The organism is Pseudophaeobacter sp. C1-32P7 (genome assembly GCF_041008775.1).
Taxonomy (GTDB): domain Bacteria; phylum Pseudomonadota; class Alphaproteobacteria; order Rhodobacterales; family Rhodobacteraceae; genus Phycobacter; species Phycobacter gallaeciensis_A.
This window is the reverse complement of sequence record NZ_JAXGFR010000003.1, coordinates 187,991-206,901: the sequence shown is the minus strand read 5'-3', so window position 1 is coordinate 206,901 and position 18,911 is coordinate 187,991. Positions and strand designations below refer to the sequence as shown.

At 60.1% G+C, this 18,911-nt stretch carries 16 protein-coding genes; 11 read left to right on the top strand and 5 right to left on the bottom strand.

Features of this window, described 5'->3' with window-relative positions:
- Positions 1–70: 70 nt before the first annotated feature.
- Positions 71–1,600, bottom strand: coding sequence for a 2-polyprenylphenol 6-hydroxylase (ubiB, locus tag SM763_RS05910; RefSeq protein WP_274867799.1), 1,530 nt, complete (start codon positions 1,598–1,600; stop codon positions 71–73).
- Between the two features lie 3 nt (positions 1,601–1,603).
- Positions 1,604–2,356 carry a bifunctional demethylmenaquinone methyltransferase/2-methoxy-6-polyprenyl-1,4-benzoquinol methylase UbiE gene (gene ubiE, locus SM763_RS05905; protein WP_065272196.1) on the bottom strand — a complete coding sequence of 251 codons (753 nt, stop codon included), beginning with the start codon at positions 2,354–2,356 and terminating at the stop codon, positions 1,604–1,606.
- A 94-nt stretch (positions 2,357–2,450) separates the two neighbouring features.
- Here ubiE and mutM point away from each other — a divergent pair, with 94 nt between their 5' ends.
- The 7 genes from mutM (at position 2,451) to SM763_RS05870 (ending at position 9,769) form a co-directional block, all read left to right on the top strand.
- Positions 2,451–3,302: a bifunctional DNA-formamidopyrimidine glycosylase/DNA-(apurinic or apyrimidinic site) lyase gene (mutM, locus tag SM763_RS05900; RefSeq protein ID WP_368997964.1), complete on the top strand. Its 852-nt coding sequence runs from the start codon at positions 2,451–2,453 to the stop codon at positions 3,300–3,302.
- Positions 3,303–3,366: 64 nt separating this feature from the next.
- Positions 3,367–4,143: an acryloyl-CoA hydratase gene (acuK, locus tag SM763_RS05895; RefSeq protein ID WP_065272198.1), complete on the top strand. Its 777-nt coding sequence runs from the start codon at positions 3,367–3,369 to the stop codon at positions 4,141–4,143.
- A 229-nt stretch (positions 4,144–4,372) separates the two neighbouring features.
- Positions 4,373–4,636, top strand: a complete 264-nt coding sequence (gene rpsT / locus SM763_RS05890; RefSeq protein ID WP_065272199.1) for a 30S ribosomal protein S20 — start codon at positions 4,373–4,375, stop codon at positions 4,634–4,636.
- Between the two features lie 549 nt (positions 4,637–5,185).
- The gene (gene dnaA / locus SM763_RS05885; RefSeq protein ID WP_274831649.1) at positions 5,186–6,616 is read left to right on the top strand and encodes a chromosomal replication initiator protein DnaA; all 1,431 of its coding nucleotides are present in this window, start codon (positions 5,186–5,188) and stop codon (positions 6,614–6,616) included.
- A 249-nt stretch (positions 6,617–6,865) separates the two neighbouring features.
- Positions 6,866–7,987: a DNA polymerase III subunit beta gene (gene dnaN / locus SM763_RS05880; RefSeq protein WP_065272201.1), complete on the top strand. Its 1,122-nt coding sequence runs from the start codon at positions 6,866–6,868 to the stop codon at positions 7,985–7,987.
- 64 nt (positions 7,988–8,051) lie between these two features.
- Positions 8,052–9,152 (top strand): DNA replication/repair protein RecF, encoded by a 1,101-nt coding sequence (gene recF, locus SM763_RS05875; protein ID WP_274829429.1) that lies wholly within the window; start codon positions 8,052–8,054, stop codon positions 9,150–9,152.
- Complete coding sequence (locus SM763_RS05870; protein WP_368997963.1) at positions 9,149–9,769, top strand: LysE family translocator; 621 nt, start codon at positions 9,149–9,151, stop codon at positions 9,767–9,769. Before recF ends, SM763_RS05870 begins: the two co-directional genes overlap by 4 nt.
- Positions 9,770–9,787: 18 nt before the next feature.
- On the opposite strand, the gene SM763_RS05865 is transcribed toward SM763_RS05870, so the two are convergent.
- Entirely contained in the window at positions 9,788–10,381 is a 594-nt protein-coding gene (locus SM763_RS05865; protein WP_368997962.1) for a TetR/AcrR family transcriptional regulator, read from the bottom strand.
- A gap of 108 nt (positions 10,382–10,489) precedes the next feature.
- On the opposite strand from SM763_RS05865, the gene SM763_RS05860 reads away from it, so the two are divergent.
- On the top strand, positions 10,490–11,083 hold the full coding sequence (locus SM763_RS05860; RefSeq protein ID WP_368997961.1) for an NAD(P)H-dependent oxidoreductase: 594 nt from the start codon (positions 10,490–10,492) through the stop codon (positions 11,081–11,083).
- 84 nt (positions 11,084–11,167) lie between these two features.
- Positions 11,168–13,585, top strand: coding sequence for a DNA topoisomerase (ATP-hydrolyzing) subunit B (gene gyrB / locus SM763_RS05855; RefSeq protein ID WP_065272206.1), 2,418 nt, complete (start codon positions 11,168–11,170; stop codon positions 13,583–13,585).
- A 70-nt stretch (positions 13,586–13,655) separates the two neighbouring features.
- Here the strand turns inward: gyrB and SM763_RS05850 are convergent, their stop codons facing one another.
- Both SM763_RS05850 and trhO read right to left on the bottom strand, forming a co-directional pair.
- The gene (locus SM763_RS05850) at positions 13,656–14,576 is read right to left on the bottom strand and encodes a GAF domain-containing protein (protein ID WP_368947848.1); all 921 of its coding nucleotides are present in this window, start codon (positions 14,574–14,576) and stop codon (positions 13,656–13,658) included.
- Between the two features lie 228 nt (positions 14,577–14,804).
- Complete coding sequence (gene trhO / locus SM763_RS05845) at positions 14,805–15,716, bottom strand: oxygen-dependent tRNA uridine(34) hydroxylase TrhO (protein WP_274831634.1); 912 nt, start codon at positions 15,714–15,716, stop codon at positions 14,805–14,807.
- Between the two features lie 191 nt (positions 15,717–15,907).
- On the opposite strand from trhO, the gene pncA reads away from it, so the two are divergent.
- The gene (gene pncA / locus SM763_RS05840) at positions 15,908–16,513 is read left to right on the top strand and encodes a bifunctional nicotinamidase/pyrazinamidase (protein ID WP_368997960.1); all 606 of its coding nucleotides are present in this window, start codon (positions 15,908–15,910) and stop codon (positions 16,511–16,513) included.
- Between the two features lie 75 nt (positions 16,514–16,588).
- The gene (locus SM763_RS05835) at positions 16,589–18,859 is read left to right on the top strand and encodes a PAS domain-containing hybrid sensor histidine kinase/response regulator (protein WP_368997959.1); all 2,271 of its coding nucleotides are present in this window, start codon (positions 16,589–16,591) and stop codon (positions 18,857–18,859) included.
- Positions 18,860–18,911 lie beyond the last annotated feature (52 nt).

Below are 18,911 nucleotides of genomic sequence, written 5' to 3'. Positions count from 1 at the left end.
AATTTCCGTTTTCAAAACTACTTCGGTTTTTGGCGCGGTGCGCCAGAGCAGGTCGGATTGTCAGGCCAATTTAAAGAACAAGCGCCAGCAGGCCCACACACAGCCCACCTGCCCCGGCTCCGATCAGGGCGGGGGCAAGCCATCCCCATGATCCGCGTTTCTGCGTTTCGCCGCCTTGCACCTGGGCAATCAGGGCGCGTTCCACCAGCGCGGGCAGGCGAGGGCCGAAGCGGGCCATGACCTGGGCGGTGCTGATCAGGTCCGAGGCCACGGCGCGCGGGCCGATGGATTTCTTGATGTAATCCTCGACCACGGGGCGGGCTGCTTCCCAGATGTTGATATGAGGATCCAGCGAACGGGCGACACCTTCAACAACGACCATGGTGCGCTGTAACAGGATCAGCTCGGTCCGGGTTTCCATTCCAAAGCGTTCTGTCACCTCGAAGAGGTAATTCAGCAGCCGCCCCATCGAAATGTGGCTGGCATCCATGCCGAAGATCGGCTCTCCCACCGCGCGCAGGGCGCGGGCGAATTCATCCACGTCGCGGTCGGCGGGTACATAGCCGGCCTCGAAATGCACCTCGGCGACGCGTTTGTAATCGCGGCGGATGAAGCCGAACAGGATCTCGGCATAGACCCGGCGGGTGTATTCGTCGATATGGCCCATGATCCCGAAGTCATAGGCGATGATGTTGCCGTTGGAGGCGACCTTGAGGTTGCCCTGATGCATGTCGGCGTGGAAATAGCCATCGCGCAGCGCATGGCGCAGGAACAGAGTCAGCACCCGCGCGCCCAGCTCTTGCCGGTTGTGGCCCGCCGCATCGATGGCGTCATTGTCACCCAGCGGCACCCCATCGGCCCACCCCAGTGTCATCACCCGGCGGGCCGAGTGGTTCCATTGAACCGGCGGCAGGGTAAAGCCCTCGTCCTGTCCCGTGTTGGCGGCAAATTCCGAGGCGGCGGCGCTTTCCAGGCGCAGGTCCAGCTCACCCTGTACCACGCCGTCGAAATGTTCGATCACATCCATGGGGCGCAGGCGCCGGGCGCCAGGGGCGAAAAGGTCGACGATGCGCGCTGCGAAATAGAAGGCGTCCACGTCTTTGCGGAAGGCGCGTTCAATGCCGGGGCGCAGCACCTTTACGGCGACGTATTCTCCGGTATCTGCCAGCCGCGCCCGATGTACCTGCGCGATCGAGGCGGCGGCAATCGGCTCGCTGAACTCGGAAAAGACCTCATCCACCGGTCGGCCCAGCTCTTTTGCCACTTCGGCCATCGCAACTTCGCGCGGGAAGGGGGGCAATTTGTCCTGTAGGACGCGCAGCTGCTGGGCCAGATCATCGCCCACTACATCGGGGCGGGTGGACAGGACCTGTCCGAACTTGATGTAGGCCGGTCCCAGCGCAGTCAGAGCGCGGGTCGCGGCGGGCATCTGTGGATCGCCCTTGTAGCCCAGCCATTTGAATGGCCAGCCAAGGGTATGCGCCAGGATGCGCAGCGGCTTTGGCGCTTCAAAGGCGTCCAGTACCACGTTCATGGCGCCGGTACGCTCCAACGTGGCGCCGGTGCGGATCAGGCGGATAATGTTGTGGGGACCGCGCATGGATCAGATCTTCCAGCCGGAGTGCAGCGCCGCGATGCCCAGGGACAGGTTGCGGTATTTGGCGTTTGCGAACCCGGCGTCCTTCACCATCTGAAGGAAGGTCTCTTGGTCGGGGAATTTGCGGATCGATTCGACCAGATACTGATAGCTGTCGTAGTCATTGGCGATCAGCTTGCCCATCCGGGGGATGACGTTGAAGCTGTAAAGATCATAAAGCTTCTGCATGCCGTCATTCGGGAGCTGCGAGAATTCCAGCACCATCAGGCGGCCACCGGGTTTCAACACGCGGTAGGCCTCCTCCAGCGCCTTTTGCGGGCGGGTGACGTTCCGGATCCCGAAGGAGATCGTGTAGACGTCAAAGGTATTGTCCTTGAACGGCAGCGCCATGGCATCGCCTGTGACCCAATCCAGGCTGTCGGCCATCTGAGCGGCTTCTGCGCGCATGCGGCCTTCCTCCAGCATTGGCTGGGTCAGATCCAACACGGTGGAATGCCCGTGCCCGGCGCGTTTCAGGAAGCGGAAGGAAATGTCGCCGGTGCCGCCTGCCACGTCCAGAAGACGCTGACCGGGGCGCGGCGCCAGCCAGTCCATCATCGCATCCTTCCAGATGCGGTGGATGCCGACGCTCATCACGTCGTTCATCACGTCGTATTTCGAGGCAACAGAGTTGAAGACGCCCTGCACGCGGCCCGCCTTTTCCCGCTCGGGAACGGTTTCAAAGCCGAAATGGGTGGTGGTGTCGTTTGTATCGCTCATGCGGCTTGCCGTTTTCCTAGGTTCGTCCCAGTTATAGGGCGCTTGCGGTCGGGCACAATGCGGCCCATGCATCTAAAGTGTCAGGAGCGATGTAATGCCAGAATTGCCAGAGGTCGAGACGGTGCGCCAAGGTTTGGCGCCTGCAATGGAAGGCGCGGTGATAACGCGGGCTGCAGTGAACCGCCCGGATCTGCGCTGGCCCTTCCCGGATCGTATGGCGGAGAGGTTGACCGGAGCCCGGGTCAATGCACTGAGACGCCGGTCGAAATACATCCTGGCCGATCTCGATACGGGGGAAACCCTGCTGGTGCATCTGGGCATGTCGGGGCGCATGACGGTGTCGGGGGATCCGCTGGGGCGTTTCGTATATGAACATCCGCAGGCCCAGAAGCACGACCATGTAGTGCTGGACATGGACAATGGCGCGCGCATCACCTTCAACGATCCGCGCCGGTTTGGGGCGATGGACCTCTTGGAGACCTCCACGGCAGAGCAGCACAAGCTGCTGTCGGTGCTGGGGCCTGAGCCGCTTGGCAATGATTTCCACGAAGATCACCTGACCGCTGCCTTCAAGGGACGCAACACGCCGGTGAAATCGGCGCTTCTGGATCAGGGAATCATCGCCGGTCTGGGCAATATCTACGTCTGCGAAACGCTGTTCCGGGCCGGGATCTCGCCCAAAAGAAAGGCAGGGCAGATTGCCGCGCCGCGCGTGGCGGCGCTGGTGCCGATCATCCGCACCGTGTTGGAAGATGCCATTCGCGCCGGTGGCTCCTCGCTGAAAGATTTCCGACAAGCCAATGGAGAACTTGGATATTTTCAGCATACCTTTGATGTCTACGGCCGCGAGGGAGAGCCGTGTCGGCGGGAGGGATGCGGCGGAACCATTGCGAGAATCACCCAATCCGGGCGATCGTCTTTCTACTGTGGCAAGTGCCAAAGATAGCTTGAACGAGATATGTCTCGTGATAATGACTCGTTTCTGAACGGAACAATCGAAAGCGATACCCATGGCCTATGAGACGATCAACGTCGAAGTGAAGGACCACGTTTGCCTCATCAAGCTGAACCGACCCGAAGCGTTGAACGCGCTCAATCAAGAGCTGCTGACTGAACTCTGCGCCGCCCTGGAAGAGGCCGACGCCAGCGATAAGGTGCGCTGCATCGTTCTGACAGGTTCGGAAAAGGCATTTGCCGCAGGCGCCGACATCAAAGAGATGTCTTCGATGAGCTTCACCGAGGTGTTCTCGACCAATCTCTTTGCTTTTGTGAACGATCGCATCACGGCCGTCCGCAAGCCGATCATTGCCGCGGTATCCGGCTATGCGCTGGGCGGTGGCTGCGAGCTGGCGATGCTCTGCGATTTCATCATCGCGGCAGATTCGGCCAAGTTCGGTCAGCCCGAAATCAACCTCGGCGTCATCGCCGGTATCGGCGGTACCCAGCGTCTGACGCGTTTCGTCGGCAAATCCAAATCCATGGACATGAACCTGACCGGTCGTTTCATGACCGCCGAAGAAGCTGAGCGCGCAGGTCTGGTGTCGCGCGTGGTGCCCGGCAAGAAGCTGATCGAAGAAGCGATGGGCGCAGCCCAGAAGATCGCCGAGAAATCCCTGCTGACCGCGATGGCCGTCAAGGAAACCGTGAACCGCTCTTACGAGCTGCCGCTGAGCGAAGGCATGCTGTTCGAGCGCCGCGTCTTCCATTCGATGTTCGCCACCGAAGACCAGAAAGAGGGCATGGCGGCCTTCCTTGAAAAGCGCGAAGCGCAATTCCGCGACAAGTAAGCCGCCCGTACCGATATGAATGCGAAAGGGCAGGCGCGGCCTGCCCTTTCTTTTTGAAAACCGGCCTCGTGTCTATTGGCCTTGCCAAGGTTCGGCAGCCTCTGTATAGACCTCCGCCATACATGCGCGTGCAGCCCGCCTAGGCTAGAATCACACCGGTGGTCGGATCCGGGTTCGGCTGGCATTGCGTCTATTGAAAAACACGAACTCGATACAAAGGTCAGACACCATGGCAAATTCGCCCCAGGCAAAGAAACGCGCCCGTCAGAACGAAAAGCGTTTTGCCGTAAACAAAGCCCGTCGTTCGCGCATCCGTACCTTCCTGCGCAAAGTTGAAGAAGCAATCGCATCCGGCGATAAAGAGGCAGCAACCGCAGCTCTGCGCGCAGCCCAGCCCGAACTGATGCGCGGCGTGACCAAAGGCGTCTACCACAAGAACACCGCCTCGCGGAAAGTGTCCCGCCTGGCAGCCCGCGTCAAAGCGCTGGGTTAAATCTTAAGAAATCTGAAATCTGCCATTGGTGGGTTTTTTACGGAAGGCATCGCGATTTGCGGTGCCTTTCTTTTTTGATCGCTTCTTAAGCCAGTGCTGCAGGCGCGAGAGATTCTTTGCGGCCAAAGCACGAGTCAACATCATAGTTTCGTTGCCGCTTCCCCCCACAAATTGCTACCACTAATACAGCGATTCACTCGCTGGGGGACAGGCTGCTCGCGGTGATCTTAACGGGCATTAAGATCACTTCCAGGGCTCAGATGTATTGCGGTCATGCCAGATCGCAGTGGTCTGATACCAGAGCCGTGCCAGATGATCTGGCACATGGTCTTGTTTCGATTTTGGTGCATATCGACTCAACGCGTGTTGTGCGGCGGTCGAAGGATTTTGTGTGTGTTTCAGGATCCGTACCGCCCGACATGGGTACTGCGTCTGGTCTAACCGGCACGCACCGAATGTCCTGTGTGTGAACGCGCCTCCGGACGGGGAGGCTTGATGAAACGATAGGTCGAAAATGGCCGCTGCTTTTGGGGACGCGTGAGGCGTAGCATGACGGAAGAAAAATGGGGACAGCTCAGACAACGATTGCTCAAGACAGTCGGTCAAAACAATTTCACCACCTGGATCGAGCCGCTTGAATTCAGTTCGGTCGATGAAGGCGTTGCGGTCTTTCATGTGCCGACGAACTTCATGGGGAACTATGTCAGCCAGAACTTTGCAGATCTGATTCTGCACGAGCTCAGCATGTCCGGTGAATCGGTACAGCGGCTTGCGTTTAAGGTGGCTGCCAACTCACCTGCCCGCCCGGTGCGGCAGACGGAACGGGCCGCTGAACCCTTTGCCGAAATGGCCGAGGCGAGTACTGTTCAGGCAGGCGCTGCTGCGCGGACCGAGGATGCGGCTGCGTCGTCTTCGTCGTCGCGTGACGGGTTGGATGCCTTGCAGGCGGCACCGCTGGATCCGCGGTTCACCTTTGACAGCTTTGTTGTCGGCAAACCGAACGAACTGGCCCATGCCGCTGCGCGCCGCGTGGCCGAGGGTGGTCCGGTGACCTTCAATCCGCTGGTGCTCTATGGCGGTGTTGGCCTGGGTAAAACCCACCTGATGCACGCCATCGCCTGGGAGCTGAAAGAACAGAACCCGCAGCTGAACGTGCTTTATCTGTCGGCGGAACAGTTCATGTACCGCTTTGTGCAGGCGCTGCGCGAACGCAAGATGATGGACTTCAAACACCTTTTCCGCTCGGTCGACGTGCTGATGGTGGATGACGTGCAATTCATTGCGGGCAAGGATTCTACGCAGGAAGAATTCTTCCATACCTTCAATGCGCTGGTGGACCAGAACAAGCAGATCATCATTTCGGCGGACCGTGCCCCGGGTGAGATCAAGGATCTTGAGGACCGCGTGAAATCGCGTCTGCAATGTGGTCTGGTGGTGGATCTGCACCCCACCGATTACGAACTGCGTCTCGGCATCCTTCAGACCAAGGTGCAGCAGCACCGCGAAACCTATCCGGGCCTTGAAATCGCTGATGGCGTGCTCGAATTCCTGGCGCATCGCATCTCGACCAACGTGCGTGTTCTCGAAGGCGCTCTGACCCGTCTCTTTGCCTTTGCCTCGCTCGTTGGGCGCGAGATCGACATGGATCTGACACAGGACTGTCTGGCCGATGTGCTGCGCGCCTCGGAACGTAAAATCACCGTCGAAGAGATCCAGCGCAAGGTGTCGGAATACTACAACATCCGTATGTCGGATATCATCGGCCCCAAGCGCCTGCGTTCCTATGCGCGGCCGCGTCAGGTGGCGATGTATCTGTGCAAGCAGTTGACCAGCCGGTCGCTGCCGGAAATCGGCCGCCGTTTTGGCGGGCGTGACCACACAACCGTGATGCATGGTGTGAAACGGATTGAAGAGCTGAAGACGACCGACGGCCAGATCGCCGAAGACGTCGAAATGCTGCGCCGCTCCCTGGAGGCGTAAGCGCGATCCGACCGAGACGTGACAATGCGGCCCCGGAAATCCGGGGCCGTTTTTCCATGCAGGACCGGGATGCCATTTGTATGCCAGCGGGCAACGTTTGACGGTGTTCTGCGCCCTGCCGATCACAGGCCCCTTGACGCTGCCTCCTTTCCCTTGGAGAAGTCGATAAAAAGCCTTGTATGGCAGGGGTAAACCGCTAATTTGCTTATCCCGGCCACTGCCTGAGGCAAGACAAAAAGGACAAGGGACATGAAGATCAGCATCGAACGCGGCACGCTTCTCAAGGCTGTGGCCCAGGCACAATCGGTCGTAGAGCGGCGTAACACCATTCCGATCCTCGCCAATGTGCTGATCGAAGCCGAGGGCGATACCGCCCAGTTCCGCGCCACCGATCTGGACATCGAAGTGGTCGACAAGGCCCCCGCGCAGGTTGAGCGCGCCGGGGCGACCACCGTGGCTGCGACCACCCTGCATGAAATCGTGCGCAAACTGCCCGATGGCGCGCTCGTGACGCTGACTGCCGATGCCGCCACAGGCCGCCTGACGGTCGAGGCAGGCCGGTCGAACTTCTCGCTGGCGACCCTGCCGCGCGAAGATTTCCCGGTAATGGCCTCGTCCGAGTATCATTCGAATTTCACCGCCAACGCGGCCATGCTGCGGCGCCTGTTCGACAAGTCGAAATTTGCGATTTCGACCGAAGAGACGCGCTATTACCTGAACGGTGTCTACATGCATGTGGCCGACAGTTCTGAGGGCGGCAAGGCGCTGCGCTGCGTGGCGACCGATGGTCACCGTCTGGCGCGGATCGACGCGCCGTTGCCGATGGGCGCCGAGGATATGCCGGGCGTGATCGTGCCGCGTAAAACCGTGGGTGAGCTGCGCAAGCTGCTGGACGATGACGAGATGGACATCGCCGTCTCCGTCTCCGAGACCAAGGTTCGCTTTGCCACCCCGAACATCACCCTGACCTCCAAGGTAATCGACGGCACCTTCCCGGATTACACCCGCGTCATTCCGGTGGGGAACACCCGCCGTCTGGAAGTGGATGCAGCCGAATTCGCCAAGGCTGTGGACCGGGTCGCTACCGTCTCTTCGGAACGTTCCCGCGCGGTCAAGCTGCAGCTGGAAGAAGATCGCCTGATCCTGTCGGTCAACGCGCCCGACAGCGGCGCTGCCGAGGAAGAGCTGGCGGTTGCCTACAGCGACGAGCGCCTGGAAATCGGCTTTAACGCCAAGTATCTGTTGGAGATCGCCAGCCAGGTGGATCGGGAAAACGCGGTGTTCCTGTTCAACTCTTCCGGCGATCCGACCCTGATGCGCGAAGGCAATGACGAAAGCGCGGTTTACGTCGTCATGCCGATGCGCGTCTGACTGCACCGATCCGGCGCTACGGACCCGGCATAGGGTTCTCACTATCAGGAAAGGGGCGCCCTAAGTGCTTGCCCTGACAGAGTTGACAATGTCTCACTTCCGCTCGCATTTGCGGGCGGAACTGCATTTGGATGGGCGGCCCGTGGCGCTGTTCGGGCCAAATGGGGCGGGTAAGACCAATATCCTTGAGGCGGTATCGCTGTTTTCCCCGGGCCGCGGCCTGCGCCGCGCCAGCGCTGCGGAAATGACCCGCCGCCCCGAGGCGCTGGGGTGGAAATTGAAGGCGACTCTGCAGGCCCCCACACAGTCCTACGAGGTGGAAACCTGGTCCGAAGGCGGCAACGCCCGGCAGGTCAGGATCGACAACAAGGCCTCCAACCAGATCGCACTGGGGCAGATCTGCCGCGTGGTCTGGCTGATCCCTGCGATGGACCGCCTGTGGATCGAAGCCGCCGAGGGCCGTCGCCGGTTTCTGGATCGTATCGTGCTCAGCTTTGATCCCTCCCATGCCGAGGCGACGCTGGCCTATGAAAAGGCGATGCGCGAACGCAACCGCCTGCTGAAAGATCAGAACCGCGATCCGGCCTGGTACCGGGTGTTGGAAACGCAGATGGCCGAGACCGGCCACCGCATCAGCGCCGCGCGTATTGCGGCGGTGTCGCTGCTGCAAGAGGCGCAGGCGGCCGCCGAAACCGCCTTTCCCGTGGCTGAACTGGAGCTGATCCAGACCGAAGGAACCATGCCCGCAAGCGCAGAGGACCTGCGCGAGGCGCTGGCCGAAAGCCGGTTCCGTGATCTGGCGGCGGGGCGCACGCTGGTCGGCCCCCATCGCACCGATCTGATCGGGACCTATGCGGCCAAGGGCGTACCGGCCCGCGATTGCTCCACCGGAGAGCAGAAGGCGCTGCTGGTCTCGCTGATCCTTGCCAATGCCCGTGCGCTTGCGGGGCGCGAAGGGGCGCCGCCGATCGTGTTGTTGGACGAGGTCGCAGCGCATCTGGACGCGGCCCGCCGCGCCGCGCTTTATGATGAGATCTGTGCGCTGGGGGCGCAGGCCTGGATGACGGGGACCGAGGCAGAGCTGTTTGCAGAAATGGGTGGTCGCGCCCAGATGCTGGAAATCACCGAGGGCGAAGGCGGATCAAAGGTAGAGGTGCGGTCATGACCCTGTCGATCTGGGATCTGGTGCTTTATGCGGGCGGGCTGTTCGTTCTGTTCCTCACCCCGGGTCCGGTCTGGCTGGCGCTGCTGGCGCGGGCGGTGTCCGGCGGGTTTCATGCCGCCTGGCCACTGGCGCTGGGAGTGGCTTGCGGCGATATCCTGTGGCCGCTGGTGGCGGTGGCGGGCATGTCCTGGCTGGTGTCCGAGTTTGCAGGCATCATGACCGCCCTGCGCTGGGTCGCCTGCCTGATGTTCCTGTTCATGGGGATCACCCTGATCCGCCACGCGGGCGCGCGCATTCAGGAAAACAGCGCTTTGCTCCGCCCCGGCACCTGGGCTGGGTTCATGGCCGGGATTGCCGTTATTCTGGGCAATCCCAAAGCGATCCTGTTCTACATGGGGCTGCTGCCCGGGTTCTTTGATCTGTCTTCGGTCACAAAGGTGGATGTGGCAGTGATCGTGACGCTGTCCTTTCTGGTGCCGCTGATGGGCAACCTGATACTGGCGGCGCTGGTGCACCGGTTGCGGGCGTTGCTGTCGTCGCCATCAGCCCTGAAGAAGGTCAATCTGGTGTCCGGCGGCCTCTTGATCTGCGTCGGGCTGATCATTCCCTTTTCCTGACGCCTTGTTGGCCCCGGGTCAGGCCTGCGGCGCCAACCAGGCCTCTAGAAATGGGCGCAGCGCGTCCAGTGGGGTCTGCTCGTTGGGACTGGACATGCAGAACCAGATCGCGATCACCTGATTGAGAAAGGCCTGAATGCCTTCGGCCAGGAATTGCGCCGGGTAATCGTCGCGCACCAGCCCTGCCTGTTGCAGCTGTGTGATCCAATCGCCCCAGATGGCGATCTGGCGATAAAAGCCTTCGGTCACCACCTCATCCGTTTCGGTGCCGGTGGATCCTGAATAACGCAGCAGCAGATCAAAGATCACCCGGTCTCCGGCCACATACTCCAGCAGGGGTGCGATACGTTCCAGCAGGGCCTCTCGGCTGTCTGGCGCCCCCTTTTCCTCCATCTGGTCAAGATGGCGCATCACCTCGGCCCCGATCAGCACCGCGAGCAGTCCGTCCTTGTCTCGGAAGTGGGAAAACAGCGTGCCCTTGGCCACGCCTGCGCGGTTTACAACGTCTTCAACTTTGAGACCGCTGTAACCTTCGGTCGCAACAAGCTCGGCTGTGACCTCCAGCAGTTTGGCACGGGTTTCTAGTCGGCGTTTCTGGGGCTGTCGCGGCATCTGCGTCCTCATCAAGAAAATGTGACCCTGGTCAATTTAAATATTGACCAGGGTCATTTATTGAGTCAATAAACTGACCAAGGTCAATTTAGTTGTAGGAAGTGTCAGATGTCCACCAAGAAAATCATCGTCCTGAATGGTCACCCCGGTGAAACCTCGCTGTCGAAATCGCTGTGCGATACCTATGCCACCTCGGCCAAGGCCAAGGGTCACGCGGTGCGCTTTCACGATATCTCTGCCATGCAGTTCGACATGGATTACGGGCAGGGCGGCTATAAGAACCCCAAGCCGCTGGAGCCGGATCTGGAAGCCTTCCTTGCAGATCTGGAGTGGGCCGACCACGTGGTGGTGGCAACGCCGCTGTGGTGGGGTGCGATCCCGGCCAAGCTGAAAGGCGTCTTTGATCGCGCGCTACTGCCGGGCCGGACGTTTGACACCCGCAACCCGAACATGATGGGAGTTCCGGCACCGATGCTGACCGGCAAGACCGCCCGGGTGCTGCTGACATCGGACACGCCCCCACTGCTGCTGAGGCTGATTTACAGCAATGCGATCAAGAAAATCATCAGCCGTCAGATCCTTGGCTTTGTCGGTGTGAAGCCGACCCGGTTCTCCTCCTTTGCGCCTGCCACGGATGCCAAGGGCAAGAAGGTCGAGGGGTGGCTGCAAAAAGTCGCCGGTCTGGGGGCAAAAGCCGCTTGAATCCAAGAATAAAAGGGGCGCGTGCGCGTGACATTCCCCCCCGGACTGCGTATAAAATCTGAAAGCAAAAACAGGAACGCGCGAATGTCCGGAAACGAGCACGCCCCCGCCGAATACGGTGCGGATTCCATCAAAGTTCTCAAAGGCTTGGAGGCGGTTCGCAAACGCCCCGGCATGTATATCGGGGACACCGACGATGGATCGGGCCTGCACCATATGGTGTATGAGGTCGTCGACAATGGCATCGACGAGGCACTGGCGGGCCACGCGGACGCCGTGACGGTGAAAATTCACGCCGATTCCAGCGTTTCTGTCAGCGACAACGGGCGCGGTATTCCGGTGGATATCCACGCCGAAGAGGGCGTCTCGGCGGCCGAGGTCATCATGACTCAGCTGCACGCGGGCGGCAAATTCGACAGCAACTCCTACAAGGTCTCTGGCGGTCTGCACGGCGTGGGTGTTTCGGTTGTGAACGCCCTGTCCGACTGGCTGGAGCTGCGCATCTGGCGCAATGGCAAGGAGCACATCGCGCGGTTCGAGCGCGGCGACACGGCCAAGCACCTTGAGGTCGTGGGCGACTGCGGTGACCGTACCGGCACCGAGGTCCGCTTCCTGGCGTCGACCGACACGTTCTCGAACCTCGAATACTCCTTTGAAACGCTGGAAAAGCGTCTGCGGGAACTTGCCTTCCTCAACTCTGGTGTGCGGATCATCCTGATCGATGAACGCCCGGCCGAGCGGCTTGAGACAGAGCTGTTCTACGAAGGCGGTGTGAAGGAATTCGTCAAGTACCTCGACCGGTCGAAAAGCCCGGTCATGGATGCCCCGATCTATATCGTGGGTGAAAAGGACGACATCGGCGTCGAAGTGGCGATGTGGTGGAACGACAGCTACCATGAAACCGTGCTGCCATTTACAAACAACATTCCACAGCGCGATGGCGGTACCCATGTGGCGGGCTTCCGCGGTGCGCTGACGCGGACCATCAACAACTACGCGCAGTCTTCCGGGATCGCCAAGAAGGAGAAGGTCTCTTTCACCGGTGACGACGCCCGCGAAGGTCTGACCTGTGTGTTGTCGGTCAAGGTGCCGGATCCCAAGTTCTCCTCTCAGACCAAAGACAAACTGGTCTCCTCCGAGGTGCGCCCGGTGGTGGAAAGCCTGGTGAACGAGAAACTGGCCGAGTGGTTCGAGGAAAACCCGACCCAGGCCAAGGAAATTGTCGGCAAGATCATCGAAGCCGCCCTGGCCCGCGAAGCCGCCCGCAAGGCGCGCGAGCTGACCCGGCGCAAGACGGCAATGGATGTGAACTTCCTCGCCGGCAAGCTGAAGGACTGTTCCGAGAAAGACCCCTCGAAAACCGAAGTCTTCCTCGTCGAGGGTGACTCCGCTGGGGGTTCTGCTCAGACGGGTCGTGACCGCCAGACGCAGGCAATCCTGCCCCTGCGCGGTAAGATCCTGAACGTGGAGCGCGCGCGCTTCGACCGGATGCTGGGAAGCCAGGAGATCGGTAACTTGGTGATGGCGCTGGGCACCGGTATTGGCCGGGATGAGTTCGACATCTCCAAACTGCGCTACCACAAGATCGTCATCATGACCGATGCGGACGTGGACGGCGCCCATATCCGGACGCTTCTGCTGACCTTCTTCTATCGCCAGATGCCTGAGCTGATCGAGGGCGGCTATCTCTATATCGCCCAGCCGCCGCTTTATAAGGTGGCCCGTGGCAAATCCGAGGTCTACCTGAAGGATCAGGCGGCGCTGGATGATTACCTGATCCATCAGGGCGTTGAAGGCGCGGTTCTGAAGCTGGGATCGGGCGAGGAAATCGTCGGGCAGGATCTGGCCCGCGTGGTGGATGAGGCGCGTCAGCTGCGCCGTGTCATCGATGCCTTCCCGACCCATTACCCCCGCCATATTCTGGAGCAGGCCGCCGTTGCAGGTGCCTTTGTTCCCGGCGCGGTGGATGCCGACCTGCAGGGCGTTGCCGACAGGGTTGCCAAGCGGCTCGACCTGATTGCACTGGAGTATGAAAAGGGCTGGCAGGGCCGCATCACCCAGGATCACGGTATCCGTCTGGCCCGCATCCTGCGCGGCGTTGAGGAGGTCCGCACGCTGGATGGTCCGATGCTGCGTTCGGGTGAGGCGCGCAAGACCGGCAGCTTTACCCAAAGCCTGCAGGAGATCTACGGCCAGACCGCGACGCTGGTACGCAAGGAGCGCAGCCAGCTGATCCACGGTCCGCTGGAGCTGTTGAAGGCGATTCTGGAAGAGGGTGAAAAAGGCCTGTCGCTGCAGCGCTACAAGGGGCTGGGCGAGATGAACCCGGATCAGCTGTGGGAAACCACGCTGGACCCGGACGCCCGCACCCTGTTGCAGGTGCGCGTGGACGACATGGTCGAGGCCGACGATCTGTTCACCAAGCTGATGGGTGATGTGGTCGAACCGCGCCGCGAATTCATCCAGAAAAACGCGCTGAGCGTGGAAAACCTGGACTTCTGATCCACAGAATTGCGTTCCGTCAGCCGGTCTATATGTCGGCTGACGAGCCTGCGTGTCGCGGGGTGGGCGATCAGCTGATTTCGAGCAACTGGTTTGTCGCCTTTTCGATGCTCAGCTGCTGGGCAATCCAGGCCGCAAACATCTTGATCAGCTCCAGATCGCTGCTCTCAAAGGGCGTGCGCGGTTCTGATGAGGTGAAGTTGACCGTGCCGAACCGTTCGCCATCGACCACCAACGGTACCCCGATATAGGTTTCAAGAACAAACAGACTGTAACAGGGGTGGGGCGCGTCTCCGACCTCCTGCGCCGAGCTGCAGGCAATCGGGCCATTGGCCTCCATCGCGCGTGCGCAGCAGCAATCGGCGATCTTGAACCGGCTGCCGCGTTCGATTTCCGCGATCTGGGAATAGCTGTAGAGCACGGTGTAGTCTTCGCCGTGAACCCAGCTAACCAAAGCCGAATCCGTTTGAAAATGGGCGCAACCCATTTTGAGAATTTCACGGATCTTTTCATTGGTCTCAAGCTCTTGATCCGAAGAAACCTGATAGAGCCTGGCGAGCAATTCGTCAAAAGCGCGCGGTTTTGAAATGTCGCGGGTAATACCGAAATACCCCAGAACGACGCCACGGGAATCGCGAATTGGGCCACCTGTTGTTTCGCCTAAAAAGGTTTTTCCATTTGATCGCAAATAGTTGCTTTCGTAATTATGTTGCTCTGCGGATCCGGATGGATTGAAATGTGCCGCGCCTGCGGACAGGTAGCCTTCTTCAGTGGGGTAAAGAATGGCGGTGCTGTGGCCGACCATCTGATCGATGGTGTGGCCAAACATGCTTAACGCGGCATTGTTGGCCCAGACGATGCGGCGGTTTTCATCCGCTACGATGACGGCTTCGGGCAGGTCGCGGAACAGGCTGGGGATCGATACTTTTCCAAGTTTAATATTGGCCGCTTCCTCTGGACGGTGCAGCAGCTCGGCTGAGCAATTGATCATCGAAATCACCTCATCTCAACATTTCTAAAATTGACTGTGCAAAATGGCACAAGCACCAGCGATCGAGCTTTGAAATACGCAAGCCTTGATAGGAGTCGCTGGCTACAATTAAATAAAATGAAAAAGTCGTGAAGAGAATGCAAGATTAAAATTCCACCAAGAGCGGTATCGTGGAGGAAACTATTCTGCTTTAAGGCGTATTTCTGAGGGTTTACAGAACGGTCCACCTTAAAGGGCAATCGTGCCCAGATGATCCGCCCCGCGCGCCCGGGCCAGTTGCATTTGCTTCTGCCGCTCCCGGAACCGGGCTTTGTCGGCCTCGCTGGTCTCATGGATGCACATATGACAGGAGACCCCGGCCTCGTACTCGGGGCGCGACTTGTCCTCGGGCAGCAGCGGGCGACGACAGCCGTGGCACAGCTCATGCGGACCTTCCTTCAGCCCGTGCCCGACAGAGACACGGTTGTCGAAGACAAAGCACTCCCCCTGCCAGCTGCTGTCCTGTTCCGGAACCTCCTCTAGATAGCGCAGGATGCCGCCTTTCAGGTGGTAGACATCCTCTACGCCCTGACCTAGCAGGAAATTGGTGGACTTCTCGCAGCGGATTCCGCCGGTGCAGAACATCGCAACCCGCTTGTTGTGGAAACGGTCCTTGTTGGCCTCCCACCAAGCGGGGAATTCCCGGAAACTGCTGGTTTCGGGGTCGATCGCGCCTTCGAAGGTGCCAATCGCCACCTCGTAATCGTTGCGGGTGTCGATCACCACCACATCGTCCGAGCGGATCAGATCGTTCCAGTCTTCCGGCTCGACGTAGTTGCCGACGCGGGCCTTGGGGTCCACATCGGGCTGGCCCATGGTCACGATCTCTTTTTTCAGACGGACTTTCATCCGTCCAAAGGGCGCATCGGTAGCGGTCGCTTCTTTCCACTCCAGATCGCTGCATCCGGGCAGGGCGCGGATATGCGCCAGCACGGCGTCGATCCCGGCGCGCGGACCGGCAATGGTGCCGTTGATCCCCTCACGCGCCAGCAACAGAGAGCCTTTGACCTCCTGTGCGAGGCAGAGATCCAGCAGCGGCCCCCGCAAAGCGTCGGGGTCGGAAAAACGGGTGAAGTGATACAAGGCAGCGATGGTGTACATAGCCAGCCCTTTACACCAGAGTCCGAAAATCCTGCAAGATGGGCTGTCGTGACGGCCCGGCTTTTCAGCGTGGTAATTGGTCGCGTTGCCGATCAGGCAGCATGTCGGAATGCTGCGTCCCGCAGTGGGCGCGGGGATTGACGCAACAGATGCTGCGCCCTACGCCTTGTGAAACGAGACAGGATAGTTTCATGCCCAGTGCTTTGATCGTTATAGATGTTCAGAATGACTTTTGCTGTGGTGGTGCGCTTGCAGTGGCCGGCGGCGAAGAGGTCACCGCCCCGATCAACGCCATGATGGATCGCTATGATGCGGTCATCCTGACCCAGGACTGGCACCCGGCGGGACACTCCTCCTTTGCCTCCAGCCATCCGGGCGAAGCTGCCTTTGGCCTGGTCGAGATGCCTTATGGACCGCAGGTTCTGTGGCCCGATCACTGTGTGCAGGGTACCCCCGGCGCTGCCTTTCACAAGGATCTGCGGCAGGACGGGGATCTGATCATCCGTAAAGGGTTTCGTGCGGCAGTGGACAGCTATTCGGCCTTTTTCGAGAACGACAAGACCACGCCGACCGGGCTTGAAGGATACCTGCGCAATCGGGACTTGATGGATCTGACGCTGGTAGGCCTGGCAACGGATTTCTGCGTTGCCTTCTCGGCGCTGGATGCCGCGCGGCTGGGATTTGATGTCCGGGTTGATCTCTCGGCCTGCCGTGCCATCGATCTGGAGGGATCGCTCAATACAGCCTTGAAGGACATGCAGGAGGCGGGTGTCCATTTGGGCCAGGGACCTGCTTAGTGTTTCTTAAAGGGAGTTTCGTTAATTCAAAGAGCGGATTGACACGCGCAAGGATAGACGATGAATGAGCAGCGCATGTCTGGTAATGGACCGCTGACAAGCCACTACCAGAAGTATAGCTCGGCCGGCTTGTTTGATCGCTATTCCAGAGGGCGCATCAAGGGTTTCAAGTCGCGCCTTGTGTTTGCGGTGCTGGTGTCCCTTGCGCTGGCCTATCTCATCTTGCCTGCTGTCGCTCTTCTCAGCTTTCTGGCGTCGATGCTCCCCGACCTTTTGGACTGCTGGTATCTGCATCAGGCCCGCAATCGCCTGCGCCGGGATGCCGCCGCTGAAAAACGGGTGCGGAGCGTCAGTTCCGCGACGGCAGCCCTTCACGGGATTGGCGTTGCCATCGCGGCCACGGCGCCGCTCTGGTCCGTTTATGTGGATGCAGGGTCGCCGGAGTTTTCGGAACGGCATGACCAGCTGTTTTCCATTGCCCTGCTGACCAGCGCGGCGATCAACGCAGGCTTGCTGTTTCCCTTCCACCGGATCGCGGTGTTCTTCCGTCTGGCGATCTATACGGCGACGCCTATCCTGATACTTATCGTGCGGGGGCCGGTGCTGCGCGGCAGCAGCACGGACACGCAGCTTCATTTCGCCGGGCTTTTGGTATTCTTTGGCTCGCTGATTTGGCTGCTGACCTTTACGACGCGCGGTTTCCACCGCACCCGTAGCAGCCTGCTGGCCCAGGCCCTTCAGCGGCAGGAGTTGGAGACCGCCTATCAGCGCCTTTATGCGCAGCAACTTGAGACCCAGCGGCTGGCGCTGGTGGCCCGTCACGCCAATGACAGTGTCATGCTGATGGACAAGACCGGCAATATCATCTGGGTCAACGATGCCTTCACGCGGATCACGGGATGGCGCGCGGAAGAGGCGATCGGCCGTCAGCCCGGTGATCTTCTGAACCACCCGGACACCGACCCGGCGAGCCTTGACGTCATTGTCGAAGGGCGCAAGAGGGAGGAGCCCTTCAGGGTACAGGTGCTGAACCAGCGGCGGGACGGGAAAACGCTCTGGCTGGAGACCAATCAGGTGCCGATGCGCGACGATACCGGCGCCGTCACCACCTATATCGCGGTAGAACGCGATATCACCGAGTCCAAGGAATACGCCGCCAAGCTGGAAAAGGCCCGCCTCGCCGCCGAGGAAGGCGCGCGGGCAAAATCCGAATTCCTTGCCACCATGAGCCACGAAATCCGCACCCCCATGAACGGGGTGATCGGCATGGCGCAGCTGCTCGAAGACACCGACCTGGATGAAGATCAGAAACTCTATGCGGATACCATCCTTAGTTCGGCCCGGACGTTGCTGGATCTGATCAACGATGTCCTTGACCTGTCCAAGCTGAACTCGGGCGAGGTGTCCCTTGATGCCGTGGATTTCAATGCCCGCCGCTGCTGTGAAAACACCATCCGCCTGCTGAAGTCGCAGGCCGATGCCAAGGGGCTGAAGCTGGTCTTTGAGTGCGATGATACCGTTCCGGCGTTGCTGAATGGCGATGACCGCAAGCTTGGTCAGATCCTGACCAATCTGGTTGGCAACGCCATCAAGTTCACCGAGACCGGCCAGGTCAAGGTCACGCTGATGGCGGAAAACAGCGACAGCGGCCGGGACATCACGATACATGTCGCCGACACCGGGATCGGGATCAGCAAGGACATGCTGAGCAAGATATTCGAACGGTTCTCGCAGGCAGACGCCGCCATCAGCCGCCGCTTTGGCGGTACCGGTCTGGGGCTTGCCATCTCGCGTCGCCTCGCAGTGGCCATGGGCGGGGAAATCACCGTCGCGTCTGAGCCGGGGCAGGGATCCTGTTTCACGGTGCGCCTGCCCTTCCAGGAAGCGAAAGATCCTGCCGCCGCTGCCCAGCAGGCCTGTGGCGCCTCCGTTGTTGACGAAGAGGTGCCCGCGGCGCTGAACGGATTGCGTTTGCTGGTGGCGGAGGACAACAAGGTCAATCAGATCCTGGTCCAGAAGTTCCTCAAGGATTTCCCGGTGCAGATCGAACTGGCTGAGGATGGCGCCAGAGCGCTGGAACTGACCCAGTCTTTTCAGCCCGATATCATCCTGATGGATATGAGCATGCCGGTCATGGACGGTCTCGAAGCGACCCGGGCAATCCGGGCGTTGCAGATCCGCCAGCCGGTGATCATCGCCCTGACAGCCAACGCCTTTGACACCGACAAGGCGGATTGCCTGGCGGCGGGCATGGACGAATTCCTCACCAAACCGATCAACCGCAAACAATTGATCGATGTCCTGCTGACCCACGGGGGCCACAGACACAACCTGCGCGCAGGCTGATTTCCTTGCTCCGGGCGTGGGCCTGCCCTATCACGTTGTGAAACAACGGAGC

Bases quoted from the DNA above. Each gene is read 5' to 3' on its own strand.
- ubiB (WP_274867799.1), bottom strand. From the start codon at position 1,600: ATGCGCGGTCCCCACAACATTATCCGCCTGATCCGCACCGGCGCCACG.
- ubiE (WP_065272196.1), bottom strand. From the start codon at position 2,356: ATGAGCGATACAAACGACACCACCACCCATTTCGGCTTTGAAACCGTT.
- mutM (WP_368997964.1), top strand. From the start codon at position 2,451: ATGCCAGAATTGCCAGAGGTCGAGACGGTGCGCCAAGGTTTGGCGCCT.
- acuK (WP_065272198.1), top strand. From the start codon at position 3,367: ATGGCCTATGAGACGATCAACGTCGAAGTGAAGGACCACGTTTGCCTC.
- rpsT (WP_065272199.1), top strand. From the start codon at position 4,373: ATGGCAAATTCGCCCCAGGCAAAGAAACGCGCCCGTCAGAACGAAAAG.
- dnaA (WP_274831649.1), top strand. From the start codon at position 5,186: ATGACGGAAGAAAAATGGGGACAGCTCAGACAACGATTGCTCAAGACA.
- dnaN (WP_065272201.1), top strand. From the start codon at position 6,866: ATGAAGATCAGCATCGAACGCGGCACGCTTCTCAAGGCTGTGGCCCAG.
- SM763_RS05870 (WP_368997963.1), top strand. From the start codon at position 9,149: ATGACCCTGTCGATCTGGGATCTGGTGCTTTATGCGGGCGGGCTGTTC.
- SM763_RS05865 (WP_368997962.1), bottom strand. From the start codon at position 10,381: ATGCCGCGACAGCCCCAGAAACGCCGACTAGAAACCCGTGCCAAACTG.
- SM763_RS05860 (WP_368997961.1), top strand. From the start codon at position 10,490: ATGTCCACCAAGAAAATCATCGTCCTGAATGGTCACCCCGGTGAAACC.
- gyrB (WP_065272206.1), top strand. From the start codon at position 11,168: ATGTCCGGAAACGAGCACGCCCCCGCCGAATACGGTGCGGATTCCATC.
- SM763_RS05850 (WP_368947848.1), bottom strand. From the start codon at position 14,576: ATGATCAATTGCTCAGCCGAGCTGCTGCACCGTCCAGAGGAAGCGGCC.
- trhO (WP_274831634.1), bottom strand. From the start codon at position 15,716: ATGTACACCATCGCTGCCTTGTATCACTTCACCCGTTTTTCCGACCCC.
- pncA (WP_368997960.1), top strand. From the start codon at position 15,908: ATGCCCAGTGCTTTGATCGTTATAGATGTTCAGAATGACTTTTGCTGT.
- SM763_RS05835 (WP_368997959.1), top strand. From the start codon at position 16,589: ATGTCTGGTAATGGACCGCTGACAAGCCACTACCAGAAGTATAGCTCG.